A 15,655-nucleotide genomic window follows, 5' to 3' on the forward strand; every position below is an offset into this window, starting at 1 on the left:
AGTGGGTTTGACTTCTACTAGTAAGGGAATGTTTAAATAGGAATAAGAAAATAGGAGGTACATAGGTGATTGAATTCAGGAACGTACGTAAGGTATACCCTGATGGGACAGAGGCAGTAAACGACTTTTCATTGACCGTAAACCAGGGTGAGTTTGTAACGTTAATTGGCCCCAGTGGCAGCGGGAAAACAACAACAATGAAAATGATTAATCGATTAATCGAGCCTACTTCCGGGGGCATTTACATACAAGATAAGAATGTCAATGATTATCATATTCATGAATTACGGTGGAACATTGGCTATGTTCTCCAAAAAATTGCTCTTTTTCCGCATTTAACGATTGAGGAAAATATTGCAGTTGTGCCGGAGATGAAAAAATGGAAGCGAAAAAAAATACATAAACGCAGTCAAGAATTACTAGAAATGGTTGGCCTTGACCGTGCCATTTATCAAAAACGCATGCCAAGTGAATTATCTGGTGGGGAGCAGCAGCGTGTTGGTGTGATCCGGGCGCTGGCGGCAGATCCAGATATTATTTTAATGGATGAGCCATTCAGTGCCTTGGACCCAATAAGTCGTGAACAGTTGCAACGTGATATTCGCTCATTGCAAAAGGAGATTAAAAAAACGATTGTCTTTGTAACGCATGATATGGACGAAGCGATGGCTCTTGGTGATCGAGTCTGTTTAATGCGGGAAGGGAAGATTGTCCAAGTTGATGCACCGCAGCAGTTAATATTGCATCCTGCAACAACGTTTGTAAGAGATTTTATTGGTGAGCGGAAGTCTCCATGGCAAACGGCAGTGGATGTAATTGCTGATCAATCAAATGACCGGGTCATCAGCAAAAAAGTTTTTTTAGCAAAGACATACCAACTAGCGGGTACGTACATTATTAGGGACGAGCACAACATGTATGCTGGCGCGGTGACAGATGGTGCTCTTCAAGAGTGTACCATCCTGGAAAATGATTTACCACTATACAAAGCAACAGAGATCATCCAGTCCAGTAAACAAGATTTATTTCCGGTGGTAAAGGAACAGAAGTTAATTGGTGTGTTAAGTTATAAAGACATTGTCAGGTTTCTTAAAAGTAAAATAAAACTCGAAAACGGAGGGATGAAGCAATGAGCGAATTTATCTCCGTTTTCGAAAAAAGACAAGATGTACTATTGCAAAGCATCTGGGAGCATTTACAAATTTCTCTTCTATCGTTGATCATTGCAATTATTATAGCCGTACCGTTGGGACTGGTACTTACCCGCTATAGGCAGGTTGCCGAACCTATCATCGGTGTCGCGGCAATTATGCAAACGATACCTAGCTTAGCTGTTTTAGCATTCCTTATCCCGTTTTTCGGAATCGGGACTGTACCGGCGATCGTGGCATTGACTGTGTATGGGTTATTGCCCATCTTACGTAATACATATACCGGTATTCAGGAAGTTGATCCTGCCCTAAAAGAAGCAGCAACAGGAATGGGGATGAATTCGCTTAAGCGTTTGACGAAGGTGGAATTGCCAATTGCCATGCCAGTGATCATGGCTGGAATTCGGACTTCGATGGTATTGATTGTCGGTACCACAACCATTGCTGCTTTAATTGGTGCTGGTGGACTGGGGGAAATCATTCTTTTAGGTATTGATCGTGGAGCCGATATAAATCTTATTTTGTTAGGGGCAATACCTGCCGCATTGTTAGCAATTTTACTTGATTTCATCCTGAGAGGCTTTGAACACATCTCTAAAAGGGCAGGTTTTAAATCCTTCATTGCGATGCTTGTGATTGCTATACTTGTTGTTTTATCACCCTTTTTATTCCAAATCAATAAAAAAGCCGACATTGTTATCGGGGCAAAATTGAATGCTGAGCCGGAAATCCTAATTAATATGTATAAGCTGTTGATTGAAGAAAATACCAATTTACATGTTAAATTAGAGCCTGGGTTGGGGAAAACACCATTTGTATTTAGCGCACTACAGCATGGAGATATTGATATGTATCCAGAGTTTACTGGTACGGCGATTGTTACTCATTTAGACCAAAAAGCGAAAAGTAATAATGCAAAAGAAGTCTATCAACAGGCGAAACACGGGATGCAAGAGCAATACGATATGGCTTTTCTTGAACCGATGGCATATAATAACACGTATACCGTTGCTGTGACGAAGGAATTCGCTAAAGAACATCACTTGCAATCGATTGGTGATTTGAAGCGGGTGGAAGATACGATTACAGCAGGTTTTACCCTTGAATTTAAAGACCGTTATGATGGATATGTAGGGATGCAGGATGTGTACAATTTGTCCATTGGCAATGTGAAAACGATGGAGCCAGGTATCCGGCAAAAAGCATTGTCTCAAAGGGATGTAGATGTGATTGATGCGTATGCAACCGATAGTTATATGATAGACTTGGACTTGGTAACATTGGATGATCCCAAGCATTTATTCCCGCCATATCAAGGGGCACCATTAATTCGTAAGGACACATTGAATAAATATCCGGAATTAGAAGATATATTAAATCAGCTTGGCGGAAAAATAACCGATGAACAAATGAGGAAAATGAATTATCAAGTAGATTATGATGATATGCCACCGGAAAAAGTGGCCAGGGATTTTCTGGTAAAGCAAGGGTTGCTAAAAAAATAGAGGGGGAGTGAATAGAAATGGAAAGTCCAACAAAAGAAACAATAAAACAGGTTCTTGAACAAGCGGAAACAATTGCTGTGGTAGGGCTATCTGATAATCCTGAACGCACATCTTATCAAATATCCAAGATTATGCAGGAACAAGGGTACCGTATCATTCCGGTTAATCCAACGGTGGGCCGTGTTTTAGGGGAAAAAGCTTATTCGGCTTTAACGGATATACCTGAGAAGATTGATATTATCAATGTCTTTCGCAGACCAGAATATCTGCCTTCGATTGCTAAGGAAGCAGCTCAAACTGATGCGAAAGTGTTTTGGGCCCAGCAAGGCATAGCTAACCAAGAAGCATATGATTATTTGCGTGAACGGGATTTTACCGTAATCATGGATTTATGTATTAAAGTTGCACATTCTGTATTAATTGGCAATAAATAGTGGAAAGGGTGGCTTCTAATTGGCCATCCTTTTGATGTTTTTATTACGAGAGCAGGATAATTGTTACGTCTTAGCTATACATTCAGATTTTATTTGTAGTATACTGTATAAAGTGAAATGCTACCTGAGCCTATACCATATAGGCTTTTTAACTGTTTTGACAGAATAGGAGTAATCGGTAATGTAAATATGAAAGATGCTATTTACCATTTTAACAGTTTGTAGATCCTAACATATGGGGTTTACTTTTAGACGGATTTGTTTTTAATCGTTGCTATAAAAAACTTTACACGAACAAACATTTGTTCTAACATAAAGCAATGAGATCTCGTATGAGGAAGGGGCAGGGTGTGGCTTGGTCAAACAACCATTACAATATTCGGATGATTCAATTCAAATTTTAGAGGGTCTGGAAGCAGTAAGAAAAAGACCTGGAATGTATATTGGGAGCACAGATACCCGCGGGCTCCATCATTTGGTTTTTGAAATAGTAGACAATGCTGTTGATGAAGCATTGGCAGGGTACGGCGATCAGGTTAAAGTGAAAATACATAAAGATAATAGTGTATCTATAGAGGATAGCGGTCGCGGTATACCAGCTGGGACGCACAGTAGTGGACGGTCAACGATTGAAGTTATTTTCACCATTTTACATGCTGGTGGGAAATTTGGACAAGGTGGATACAAAACAAGTGGCGGATTGCATGGGGTTGGTGCCTCGGTTGTTAATGCGTTGTCTGAATGGCTGGAAGTAACCAGTTATCGTGATGGCCATGCCTATTTTCTCCGATTTGAAAATGGTGGAAAAACGGTTGGCAATCTGGAAGAACGAGGCACGACACGAAAGAAAGGTTCCATTGTTCATTTTAAACCGGATGAGACTATTTTTTCAACGGTCGTATTTAACTTTGAAACATTGTCAGAGCGCTTACGTGAGGCAGCATTTCTTTTAAAAGGATTAAAAATGGAACTGGTCGATGAGCGTGATAATCAAAAGGAAGTTTACCAGTTTCCTGATGGATTGGAATCATTTGTTGCCTACCTTAATGAGGAGAAGGATACATTGCATCCGGTTGTCTCGTTTGAAGGAGAACAGCAGGGGATAGAGGTTGATTTTGCTTTTCAATTTAACGATGGGTATGCAGAAAGCATGTTATCCTTTGTCAACCATGTGCGAACAAAAGATGGCGGGACCCATGAATCTGGAGCAAGAAGTGCGATGACCCGAGTCTTTAACGATTATGCCAGAAAAACACAGCTATTAAAGGAAAAAGATAAAAACTTAGAGGGAACCGATATCCGGGAAGGGTTTACCGCGATTATATCTGTTCGCATCCCGGAAGAAAAGCTGCAATTTGAGGGCCAGACCAAAGGAAAGCTTGGAACATCGGAAGCACGATCCATTGTTGATGCCGTAGTCTCAGAGAAATTGTCATACTTCCTGGAAGAAAATCCGGATGTTGCAGGCTTGCTTGTTAAAAAAGCCATTAAAGCAAAAGAGGCACGGGTGGCTGCTAGAAAAGCCCGTGAAGATGCACGATCTGGAAAGAAAAAACGGCGCAAAGATACATTGTTGAGCGGTAAACTAACCCCAGCTCAATCGAAGAACCCGAAGAAAAACGAATTATATCTGGTAGAGGGTGATTCTGCTGGGGGATCAGCAAAGCAAGGACGGGACCGAAAATTCCAAGCTGTTCTCCCGCTTCGGGGAAAAGTAATAAACACGGAAAAAGCGAACCTCCAGGATGTATTTAAGAATGAAGAAATTTCCACCATCATTCATACAATAGGTGCTGGTGTTGGCGGTGATTTCGATTTAGAGGATGTACAATATGATAAAATCATTATTATGACCGATGCCGATACAGATGGGGCGCATATTCAGGTATTGTTACTAACATTTTTCTATCGGTACATGCGTCAATTAGTAGAAACTGGTCGCATTTATATCGCATTACCACCGTTGTATAAAATTTCCAAAGGGAAAGGTAAAAAAGAACAAATCCAATATGCATGGGATGATGATGAGCTTAAAAAGGAATTACAGCAATTTAAAAATGGCTACACCATTCAGCGCTATAAAGGGCTAGGTGAAATGAATGCTGATCAATTGTGGGAAACAACGATGAACCCGGAAACCCGGACGCTGATTCGGGTAACGATTGAGGACCTAGCACGTGCCGAACGCCGTGTGACAACCTTAATGGGGGATAAAGTGGAACCCCGACGAAAATGGATTGAAGAACACGTTGAATTCAGCATGGACGAAGCGAGCAACATTTTGGAAAACGACAGGATTCATACGTGATTCGAATTCGATTGGTATACGCGCTCCAAGGTGGATGCTCCTTACTATCAGATGTCTGGTTAGTGTAAAATAAAGCTGGAAATAATAGATAATGAAAAAGACGTTCCATGTATAAGGGGGGATTGGTTTGGTACAACCAGAAAAGTATTTAGACCTGCCACTTGAAGAAGTGATTGGGGATCGATTTGGAAGGTATAGTAAATATATTATTCAGGACCGGGCCTTACCTGATGCGAGGGACGGACTAAAACCAGTTCAGCGGCGCATTTTATATGCGATGTATGAAGAGAAAAATACACATGATAAAAATTTTCGTAAATCTGCTAAAACAGTTGGTACGGTAATTGGGAACTATCATCCTCATGGGGATTCATCGGTATACGAAGCGATGGTCCGGCTAAGCCAGGACTGGAAGGTACGGAATGTATTGGTTGAAATGCACGGGAATAATGGCAGTATTGACGGTGACCCACCAGCGGCAATGCGATATACAGAAGCACGGCTTGCAAGCATTGCTTCTGAACTCCTGCGCGATATTGACAAAGAGACGGTTGATTTTATTCCTAACTTTGACGATACCAGTCAAGAGCCCGTCGTGTTGCCAGCCAAATTTCCCAACTTGTTAGTTAATGGTTCCACAGGGATTTCCTCAGGATATGCAACCGATATTCCGCCACATAACCTAGCTGAAGTCATTGATGCGGTTATTAAAAGAATTGATAAACCATCTGTTACGGTTGAAGAATTGATGGCGATTATCAAAGGTCCGGATTTTCCTACTGGCGGAATTATCCAAGGGGTTAACGGGATCAAGAAGGCCTATGAGACCGGTAAAGGGAAAATTATTGTTCGTGGAAAAGCAGCTGTTGAGACGATTCGCGGTAACCGGGAACAAATTGTTATCGACGAGATTCCGTATGAAGTCAATAAGGCAAACATGGTCAAAAAAATCGACGAGTTGAGAATTGACCGGAAAGTGGAAGGGATCGCGGAAGTACGCGATGAAACTGATCGTACTGGATTACGTGTTGTTATCGAACTGAAGAAAGATGCGGATAGTGATGGCGTACTACATTATCTGTATAAAAATACTGATTTACAAGTGACTTATCATTTCAACATGGTTGCGATTCAGGGAAAAACACCGAAGTTGCTATCACTGCCACAGATGCTTGATGCCTATATTACCCACCAGAAAGAAGTCGTTACCAGACAGACAGTCTATACGCTGAAAAAGGCAAAGGAACGGGCACATATTGTCGAAGGCCTTATTAAAGCCATATCCATTTTAGATGCGTTAATTGCTACAATTCGGGCTTCAAAGGACAAAGGGGATGCTAAAAAGCGGATTATGGATGCTTACGGGTTTTCCGAAGCACAGGCGGAAGCAATTGTCATGCTGCAACTATATCGCTTGACCAATACCGATATCACATCTTTGGAAAAAGAAGCAGACGAATTACGCAAAAAGATTACGGAATTAGAAGCAATTCTGGCAAGCGAAAAAAAATTACTACAAACGATAAAAGCGGATTTAAAGTATTTGAAAAAAACGTATGCTGATAAACGCCGAACCATCATAGAAGATGAAATTGAAGAATTAAAGATTAATATCGAAGTGATGGTTGCTAGCGAGGATGTACTCGTATCAGTGACGAAAGATGGCTATTTGAAACGTACAAGCCTGCGTTCGTACGGTGCATCCAATGGAGAAGATTTCGCCATGAAAGAAGAGGACCACTTAGTCGGTTTGATCGAACTAAATACAACGGATAAGCTGTTACTCTTTACGAATAAAGGAAAATACATTTATCTTCCCGTTCACGAGCTGCCAGACATTCGGTGGAAGGATATCGGGCAGCATATCTCGAATATGGTGGGTCTCGATAAAGATGAGCGAGTGATTAAGGCCATCCCTGTTCGGGAATTTTCCGATAATAGCTATCTGGTTTTCTTTACGAAAAACGGGATGGTAAAACGCAGTGAATTAAAATTGTACGAGGCGCAACGTTATTCCAAGGCATTAGTGGCCCTAAATTTAAAAAAGGATGATGAACTAATTTCTGTGCATCAAACCGAAGGCCACGATGATATTTTTATAACTTCGAATACGGGATATGGCTTATGGTATCATGAGTCTGAGGTCTCTCCCGTGGGTCAGCGTGCAGCAGGAGTTAAAGCGATTCAGTTGAAAAAAGATGAATACGTCGTTAGTGGTCAAGTTTTTGATGATTTAACGGAACCCTCCATTGTATTGGTCACGCAGCGAGGGGCATGCAAACGAATGAAATTAAAGGAATTTGAAAAAACCAGCAGAGCTAAACGCGGTCTGGTTATGCTTCGGGAACTGAAAACAAAAGCACATCGAGTTCGGGGCTCATTTGTTGCCGACGAGCAAGATACCATTTGTTTTAAAACAAGTAACGGAGAAACACACAGCCTTTTCCCGTTAGAACTGAAGGCAAGTGATCGTTACAGTAATGGATCCTTTGTGATTGACACAGATAACCAGGGAGAGGTTGTCGAAGTCTGGAAAGAAGCAACTTACCAACAACCTTTTACCGATTCCGCACAATAACATGTGATAAGGCATGAATTGTTTTTTTAGCATAGAGAAATCCGAACAATAATTCAAACTTCCTCAATGGGAATTTGTATTCATTCGGATTTCTCTTTTTACGTTGGGGGGATATAAAGCTTTAGCAACGAGATATCATGATGTGGGAAAATATTTAAGTAATAAGTTTCTATAGACTGTGACGTAGTGATAATTTCTTTGAGGGTACTTCCCCCGTTCTAATGGAAGATTGGTGCTTACATTCGCTCCGTCAAAATACTCCGCTTTCCATGGGCACGGCCTCAGCCTCCTCGGAAGCAAAAACCGCTTCCTGCGGGGTCTTCGGACACGTGCTATTCCCACAGGAGTCACCGCCCTCCCCTCACCCGGACGGCGGCATTAGCATTCCTTTTCCAATAGAACGAGTGTCATGTAATAAAATTGTCACTACGTCGCATTTTACATCAACTTTGTATTACACTTCTCTCCTAAAAAATTCACAATCTAAACTTACCATCTTATAATCGTTTGTGTTTCGTATAGGAACGTTTTCGTTTGCCTCAGCAACGTCGTTGTTATTAATAAAATGAAAAAATTGAAAAATACTTCATATCGTTAGAAAAATATGATAAAGTAAAAGTAGTGATCGAAGAAGGGGGTTCTATGGGAGGTTTAAGAGAGCGGATTATTCAAGCATCGCTAATTCTGTTTGAAAAAGAAGGATTTCACGGTGCAACAGTTAACAAAATCGTCGAAAAAGCTGGCACATCTAAAGGCGGCTTTTATCATCATTTCGCATCAAAGGACGAATTATTGTTTGTCATCCATGATACCTTTATTACATATGTTCTGGATAAGGCAATGATTGCCAGGGAAGCATACCAAACGCCAACCGATAGGCTTCGTGCAATTGTCAAAGACTTTGTGAAGGTATTTGATTTGTATCAGGCGCATATCGCGGTTTTTTATCGAGAAACCATTTATTTAAAACCGGAATATGAAATACAAGTCAAAAAAAAACGGGATCAATTTAAGCAAATTATTATGGATGTCATATGTGAAGGAAAAGCATCAGGTGCATTCCGGTCAGATCTTTCTGTGGAAATAACTGGAATGGCTATTTTAGGAATGGTGAATTGGACGTACATGTGGTATCAACAATCTGGTGTGAAAACGATTGATGAAATTGCGGCTATTTTTGTTGATTTGATATTGCATGCGGTATTATCTGGTGAGCAATTGCAGGATGTTGACTATGAAATATGAAAACTAAATAATGTGTGTTTCATTTGGAAGTGATGACTTTCATTTTTTTAGCAGCTGACAGACCAACCAGTCGGTCTTTACAGTTGCGTCCATAGGAGGTTTAATATGAATTTTGAGCTGACGAAAGAACAAATCATGATCAAAAAAATGGTGCGTGATTTTGCGGAATCGGTCATAAAACCGCGGGCCATCGAGATTGACAAAGAGGCAACATTCCCAGTAGATATTTTTGAACAGATGGGCGAACTGGGATTATTGGGTATCCCATTTCCTGAGCAATATGGTGGCTCTGGGGGAGACACTATATCCTATGCGCTTGCGGTCGAAGAAATTGCCAGAGTTTGTGGAAGTACTGGACTAAGCTATGCCGCTGCAGTCTCATTGGGAGCTAGTCCAATCTATTATTTTGGAACCGAAGAACAAAAGACAACATTTTTGCAACCGCTTGCGCAAGGCACAGCTTTAGGGTCCTTCGGTTTAACCGAACCAAATGCAGGATCAGATGCCGGGGGGACAAAGACCACTGCCATTATCGACGGTGATGATTATATCATTAATGGGGAAAAATGCTTTATTACTAATGCGAACTATGCCAAGACCATCATTGTCACAGCAGTTACGGGTAAAGACCACCGAGGAAAAAATGTGATCAGTGCGATCATCGTTCCGGCTGACGCGGAAGGTGTTACAACAAAAAATAATTATGATAAAATGGGTGTACGCGGGTCTGATACAGCGGAAATTGTACTGGATAATGTCCGTGTACCACGAGGTAATTTACTGGGGGATCCAGAAAAAGGATTCAAACAATTTCTTCACACGCTTGACGGCGGACGGATCTCAATCGGTTCGCTTGGGTTAGGCATTGCCCAAGCGTCATTGGAGAAAGCGCTCGCATACGCGAAGGAACGCCAACAATTCAAACAGCCAATCTCCAATTTCCAGGCCATCCAGTTCAAACTAGCGGACATGGCGATGGAAGTAGAATTGGCACGGAATATGGTGCACAAGGCTGCTTGGTTAAAAGATCAAGGGAAACCGTTTACAAAAGAAGCTGCATTTGCGAAACTGTATGCAACCGAAACAGCAGTTCGCTCAGCCAACCAGGCCATTCAAATTCTTGGTGGCTATGGTTACATGCGTGAGTATGAGGTAGAACGCTATTTACGCGATGCAAAACTATTAGAAATTGGGGAAGGAACGTCAGAGATCCAACGACTTGTAATTGCTAGACAACTAGGTTGCTAATTAAATAGAAAGGCTTGCAGTCCAATGTTTTAAGCAGAAGGGAGCGAGTTTATGATTAAAAAAGTTTTAATCGCCAACCGGGGGGAAATAGCTGCTCGAATTATCCGTACATGCAAAAAGATGGATATTCTTACGGTTGCTGTCTACTCTGAGGCAGATCAGAAGGCACCATTTGTAACACTTGCCGATGAAAGTTACTTGCTTGGTCCACCGCGTGTAAATGAGAGTTATTTAAACGTGGATAAACTTTTACACATTGCTAAAACAGCTGATGTCGATGCGATTCATCCAGGCTATGGTTTTTTAAGTGAGAATGCTTCATTCGCACAAAGGTGTCAGGATGCTGGATTCATTTTTATTGGTCCTGTTGGAGAAATCATGCAGAAGATGGGAAGTAAAATTGCGGCGCGGGAAACGATGCAACAAGCTGGTGTGCCTGTTGTTCCAGGCACCAATGGCGGAGTTGCAACGGTGGAAGAAGCGCTGAATATAGCCCAAAAGATCGGTTATCCAATCATGTTAAAAGCATCAGCAGGTGGTGGGGGAATTGGCATGCAGGTCGTCCAATCAGACGAGGAACTGACCAAGGCATTTGCCAGTAATTCCAAGCGAGCGGAAACGTTTTTTGGCGACGGTGCCATGTTTATGGAGAAAAAATTGGATCATGCCCGTCATGTGGAGATACAGATTTTAGCGGATAATCATGGAAATGTTGTTCATTTGTTTGAACGGGAGTGCTCGATTCAACGGCGAAATCAAAAGGTTGTCGAAGAAGCGCCATCGCCGTTTATTTCAGAAACAACCCGTAATAAAATGGGCGAAACGGCTGTCAAAGCGGCTAAAGCAATCGGCTATACCAATGCAGGCACTATTGAATTTTTAGTTGATGAAAATGAAGATTTTTATTTTCTGGAAATGAACACGCGCATTCAGGTTGAGCATGCTATTACCGAAGAAATTACCGGACTTGATATTGTGGAGCAGCAAATCAACGTCGCTAATGGTCAGGCGCTTTCAGTTGATCAGGAATCATTAATGATTAAGGGTCATGCGATTGAGGTGCGCATCTATGCGGAAGATCCCGTTACCTTCTATCCATCGCCGGGCCATATTACAACGATGAAGGTGCCAAACGGAGACAATATACGTAATGAGCTCGCCGTAACCGATCATTATGATGTAACCCCTTACTACGATCCGATGATTGGAAAATTAATTGTTACTGGTTCCACACGAGATGAGACCATCGAAACATTAAAAAATGCACTCGAAAATTATGAGATTGACGGAATTAAGACCAATATTCCGATGTTAAAGGCAGTTATTGACCATGACCAATTTAAGTCTGGAAATACGACAACAGCATTTGTGCAAGAATACTATCTGCCACTTATGAAAACAAACTGAAAAGTGAAGCGAGGGCGTTCAGCGACGTAAGGCATAGTCAAGAGACCGCAAAACGTCTGAACTTTAGCGTTTGGAGTGTCTATTGACTATGACTGTAGTCGTTGGCCACACGTGCAACTAGATCAAAAGGAGGAATTTTTATCATGGAAGTAAAAGCATCAATGGCCGGAAGTGTATGGAAGATTGCGGTAAGCGTTGGCGAACAAATAGAAGAGGATCAAGACATTGTTATTTTGGAATCAATGAAAATGGAAATTCCGATCGCGAGTGAAGATGAAGGAACAGTAAAAGAAATCAAAGTAGAAGAAGGTGACTTTGTAAACGAGGGCGATGTTATTGCCATTATCGAATAATCATCGTCACTGAAAGTATTACACCAAGCTAGAATAAAATAGATAGTCAAGGGGGGTCCTGATTGACTGAGCTAGTTCAATACGAAAAGGTACTTGACCACATTGCCGTTATTACATTAAATCGACCCGAATCAGCGAATGCGATGTCTAAACAACTACTATCGGAGTTACATGCATTTGTTACTGAGGTGAACCAGGATAAGGCAATTCGCTGCGTGGTTATCACAGCAAAAGGAGAAAAAGCCTTTTGTGCAGGCGCCGATTTAAAAGAACGAAAAGGAATGGATGATGCCCAAACCATTGAAGCAGTGCGAATGATTGGGGAGACGGTAACAGCAATTGAAAACATCAACATGCCTGTCATTGCTGCAATCAACGGGGTAGCCTTTGGAGGAGGGCTGGAATTGGCCCTGGCTTGTGATATTCGCATTGCTTCCGCAGATGCCCGGATGGGACTGACGGAAACGTCGTTAGCAATTATCCCGGGTGCGGGTGGAACGCAGAGACTGAGCCGTTTAGTTGGTTTAGGGCAGGCCAAGCGGCTGATATTCACTGCCAAACGAATACAAGCAGATGAGGCGAATAGAATCGGTTTGGTCGAACAGGTTACATCAGCGGACACATTGCTGGATGAAGCACTGGAAATGGCCAAGGCAATTGCCAATAATGGACCAATCGCCCTGCGACAAGCCAAGACAGCCATCAATCAAGGCTATCAAACGGACATTACGACAGGGCTTCGAATCGAGCATTTATGTTATAAAGAAACGATCCTAACAAACGATCGGACGGAAGGGCTGCAGGCATTTAAAGAGAAAAGAAAACCGATCTATCGTGGGGAGTAATATAGGAGGGTCAACATGGCGTACGTAGATGATTTAGAACAGCGCGTGGAAAAAATAAAAGCAGGCGGACAGGAAAAATATCATCAGAAAAATGCGGAGAAAGGAAAACTGTTTGTTCGCGAACGGTTATCCTTACTGTTTGACAACGATATTGACATAGAAGATGCTTTTTTTGCTAATTGTCTCGACGATTCATTGCCATCAGATGGGGTTGTTACTGGTATCGGCCGTATCAATGGGCAAAAGGTATGTGTGATGGCCAATGATTCAACGATAAAAGCAGGTTCCTGGGGCAAACGGACGGTAGAGAAAATCATTCGGATTCAGGAAACCGCGAAAAAATTGGAACTGCCGATGCTCTATTTAGTTGATTCTGCGGGCGCCCGGATAACGGATCAAATCGAAATGTTTCCCGGACGCAGAGGTGCAGGACGAATTTTTCATAATCAAATTAAATTGTCTGGCAGGGTTCCACAGATATGCCTGTTGTTCGGACCCTCGGCTGCTGGCGGAGCATATATACCTGCTTTTTGTGATATCGTTATCATGGTTGATGGTAATGCATCGATGTATTTAGGGTCACCACGCATGGCAGAAAAGGTAATCGGTGAAAAGGTTTCCCTTGAGGAAATGGGTGGAGCCAAAATGCACTGTTCCGTGTCTGGATGTGGTGATGTTTTGGTGAAGACAGAACAAGAAGCTATCACGTATACCCGGAACTACTTAGGATATTTCCCAGCTAATTTTAAAGAGAAGCCGCAAGCGGTTGAAGCGAAAACTCCGAAAGCAAGTGACAAAACGATTGCTGCTCTCATTCCCGAAAATCAAAATGCACCATTTAATATGTATGATCTGATTGACCAGCTTATTGATGCGGACAGCTTTTGTGAAATTAAAAAGAAATTTGCCAAAGAATTGGTTACCGGGCTTGCGCGAATCGATGGGAAACCGGTAGGAATTATTGCGAATCAGCCACGGGTGAAAGGCGGCGTGCTATTCCCTGATTCAGCTGATAAAGCGGCAAAGTTCATTCAATTATGTGATGCATTTCATATTCCATTACTATTCTTGATGGATATACCAGGATTTATGATTGGTACGAGGGTGGAACAAGCCGGAATTATTCGCCATGGTGCAAAGATGCTGGCAGCCATGAGTGAGGCAACTGTTCCGAAAATTTCTGTTGTCGTACGAAAAGCATATGGAGCCGGATTATATGCCATGGCCGGTCCGGCATTTGAACCGGATTGCTGTTTAGCATTACCAACGGCACAAATTGCGGTTATGGGTCCGGAAGCTGCGGTTAATGCTGTCTATGCGAATAAGATTGCTGCATTACCGGAAGAAGATCGGCCAGCATTTATTCAAGAAAAGCAGCAAGAATACAAGGATGATATTGATATTTATCGACTTGCTTCGGAGCTGGTTGTCGATGCCATTGTCAACCCAGACCAGCTGCGAGCTGAATTAGTTACTCGCTTTGCCATGTATGAATCAAAGCAAGTGACGTTTACCGAGAGAAAACATGGCGTTTATCCTGTTTAAATAGAAATCACCATATCGTTTTTATGGAACGATATGGTGATTTCTATTACTTTACGATATTAATCTTATGTAAACTATAAGTGAATTAATTCCATTATTCTCCTTTTAATGGTATGCTTAATAATAGTTATTATTAAGTAGGTAATGAAATTTTTAAATAACAGGTTTAGCAGTCCACCAATGTTGCAAGAATAGAAATATGTGAACCGTTATATAAGCCTATACGAGGTGATAAAATGAAGGTTAACGAATTCATGATTACGGATGTTATTACTGTTACCCAGGATAAGTCAATTAAGGAATTATTGGAATTACTCGTCGAAAATAAAATTGGCGGTGTTCCTGTGGTTGATGAAACAGGTTTATTAAAAGGAATGGTTACCGATGGGGATGTTATTCGTTATTTAAATCCTAAAGCTCGAACAGTTTATGATATGTTTGCCTTAGTGATTGTAACGGAAAAGGAAGATTTACAACATAAACTGGGCTATGCGATTGATCATGTAGTTAGGGATATGATGAAACAGCGAAAAGAACTTTACTATGTACATCCCAACGATGATTTGGATCGCGCGATTTCGATTTTATCCAAACACCGGTTTAAGAAAATCCCTGTTATCGATGAAGATCAGAAAGTAGTTGGTGTGATCAGTCGCGGGGATGTCATTCGGTATATTTCGACTAAATTACTTTAATTGTACTTGACCGGTGAAGGCCGCTCCTAATTTATCAAAAAAACTGGGATAAAAGTGTTTCGTTATAGAGAAATCCGAACGATGATTCAAGTTTCTTTAATTGGAACTTGTATTCGTTCGGATTTTCCTATGTACAAATAGGAAGATATAAAACTTAACAAGGAAGTATCCCAAAGTGGATAAAGATTTTTAAGTAATAAATGCAAGAAACTTTTGATACTGATTATGCATAAACTGCGACACAGTTTCGGATAGTAGTTATCTTACCGATACGGAAATACACTACGCTTTCCGCGGGCTCGCCGTATATTTCCTTCGCTAGTATAGTGTTTTCAATTATC

At 41.5% G+C, this 15,655-nt stretch carries 12 protein-coding genes; all 12 read left to right on the top strand.

Annotated elements, in window-relative coordinates; translation table 11 throughout:
* Nucleotides 1–65: 65 nt before the first annotated feature.
* The 12 genes from WMZ97_RS17865 to WMZ97_RS17920 all read left to right on the top strand — a co-directional run bounded on the left by WMZ97_RS17865 (nucleotide 66) and on the right by WMZ97_RS17920 (nucleotide 15,314).
* Nucleotides 66–1,133, top strand: coding sequence for an ABC transporter ATP-binding protein (locus tag WMZ97_RS17865; RefSeq protein ID WP_343273453.1), 1,068 nt, complete (start codon nucleotides 66–68; stop codon nucleotides 1,131–1,133).
* Nucleotides 1,130–2,656, top strand: a complete 1,527-nt coding sequence (locus WMZ97_RS17870; RefSeq protein WP_343273454.1) for an ABC transporter permease/substrate-binding protein — start codon at nucleotides 1,130–1,132, stop codon at nucleotides 2,654–2,656. The genes WMZ97_RS17865 and WMZ97_RS17870 overlap by 4 nt, the downstream gene beginning before the upstream one ends.
* A gap of 17 nt (nucleotides 2,657–2,673) precedes the next feature.
* The gene (locus WMZ97_RS17875; RefSeq protein ID WP_343273455.1) at nucleotides 2,674–3,090 is read left to right on the top strand and encodes a CoA-binding protein; all 417 of its coding nucleotides are present in this window, start codon (nucleotides 2,674–2,676) and stop codon (nucleotides 3,088–3,090) included.
* A gap of 355 nt (nucleotides 3,091–3,445) precedes the next feature.
* Nucleotides 3,446–5,398 carry a DNA topoisomerase IV subunit B gene (parE, locus tag WMZ97_RS17880; protein ID WP_343273456.1) on the top strand — a complete coding sequence of 651 codons (1,953 nt, stop codon included), beginning with the start codon at nucleotides 3,446–3,448 and terminating at the stop codon, nucleotides 5,396–5,398.
* Between the two features lie 127 nt (nucleotides 5,399–5,525).
* Nucleotides 5,526–7,976 carry a DNA topoisomerase IV subunit A gene (gene parC / locus WMZ97_RS17885; protein ID WP_343273457.1) on the top strand — a complete coding sequence of 817 codons (2,451 nt, stop codon included), beginning with the start codon at nucleotides 5,526–5,528 and terminating at the stop codon, nucleotides 7,974–7,976.
* Nucleotides 7,977–8,618: 642 nt separating this feature from the next.
* The gene (locus WMZ97_RS17890; RefSeq protein WP_343273458.1) at nucleotides 8,619–9,221 is read left to right on the top strand and encodes a TetR/AcrR family transcriptional regulator; all 603 of its coding nucleotides are present in this window, start codon (nucleotides 8,619–8,621) and stop codon (nucleotides 9,219–9,221) included.
* 105 nt (nucleotides 9,222–9,326) lie between these two features.
* Nucleotides 9,327–10,469 (top strand): acyl-CoA dehydrogenase family protein, encoded by a 1,143-nt coding sequence (locus tag WMZ97_RS17895; RefSeq protein ID WP_343273459.1) that lies wholly within the window; start codon nucleotides 9,327–9,329, stop codon nucleotides 10,467–10,469.
* Between the two features lie 51 nt (nucleotides 10,470–10,520).
* Nucleotides 10,521–11,876: an acetyl-CoA carboxylase biotin carboxylase subunit gene (locus WMZ97_RS17900; protein ID WP_343273460.1), complete on the top strand. Its 1,356-nt coding sequence runs from the start codon at nucleotides 10,521–10,523 to the stop codon at nucleotides 11,874–11,876.
* A gap of 140 nt (nucleotides 11,877–12,016) precedes the next feature.
* Nucleotides 12,017–12,229: an acetyl-CoA carboxylase biotin carboxyl carrier protein subunit gene (locus WMZ97_RS17905; protein WP_343273467.1), complete on the top strand. Its 213-nt coding sequence runs from the start codon at nucleotides 12,017–12,019 to the stop codon at nucleotides 12,227–12,229.
* 62 nt (nucleotides 12,230–12,291) lie between these two features.
* Nucleotides 12,292–13,074 carry an enoyl-CoA hydratase gene (locus WMZ97_RS17910; RefSeq protein WP_343273461.1) on the top strand — a complete coding sequence of 261 codons (783 nt, stop codon included), beginning with the start codon at nucleotides 12,292–12,294 and terminating at the stop codon, nucleotides 13,072–13,074.
* Nucleotides 13,075–13,089: 15 nt separating this feature from the next.
* Nucleotides 13,090–14,619, top strand: a complete 1,530-nt coding sequence (locus tag WMZ97_RS17915; RefSeq protein WP_343273462.1) for an acyl-CoA carboxylase subunit beta — start codon at nucleotides 13,090–13,092, stop codon at nucleotides 14,617–14,619.
* Nucleotides 14,620–14,855: 236 nt separating this feature from the next.
* On the top strand, nucleotides 14,856–15,314 hold the full coding sequence (locus tag WMZ97_RS17920) for a CBS domain-containing protein (RefSeq protein WP_343273463.1): 459 nt from the start codon (nucleotides 14,856–14,858) through the stop codon (nucleotides 15,312–15,314).
* Nucleotides 15,315–15,655: the final 341 nt, after the last annotated feature.

Origin of the sequence: Lentibacillus songyuanensis (assembly GCF_039548255.1) — a bacterium.
Classification (GTDB): Bacteria; Bacillota; Bacilli; order Bacillales; family Amphibacillaceae; genus Lentibacillus_C; species Lentibacillus_C songyuanensis.

What these genes read in the sequence shown, in the direction of transcription:
- WMZ97_RS17870 (WP_343273454.1), top strand. Translation starts at nt 1,130, where the DNA reads ATGAGCGAATTTATCTCCGTTTTCGAAAAAAGACAAGATGTACTATTG.
- WMZ97_RS17875 (WP_343273455.1), top strand. Translation starts at nt 2,674, where the DNA reads ATGGAAAGTCCAACAAAAGAAACAATAAAACAGGTTCTTGAACAAGCG.
- WMZ97_RS17890 (WP_343273458.1), top strand. Translation starts at nt 8,619, where the DNA reads ATGGGAGGTTTAAGAGAGCGGATTATTCAAGCATCGCTAATTCTGTTT.
- WMZ97_RS17895 (WP_343273459.1), top strand. Translation starts at nt 9,327, where the DNA reads ATGAATTTTGAGCTGACGAAAGAACAAATCATGATCAAAAAAATGGTG.
- WMZ97_RS17900 (WP_343273460.1), top strand. Translation starts at nt 10,521, where the DNA reads ATGATTAAAAAAGTTTTAATCGCCAACCGGGGGGAAATAGCTGCTCGA.
- WMZ97_RS17915 (WP_343273462.1), top strand. Translation starts at nt 13,090, where the DNA reads ATGGCGTACGTAGATGATTTAGAACAGCGCGTGGAAAAAATAAAAGCA.
- WMZ97_RS17920 (WP_343273463.1), top strand. Translation starts at nt 14,856, where the DNA reads ATGAAGGTTAACGAATTCATGATTACGGATGTTATTACTGTTACCCAG.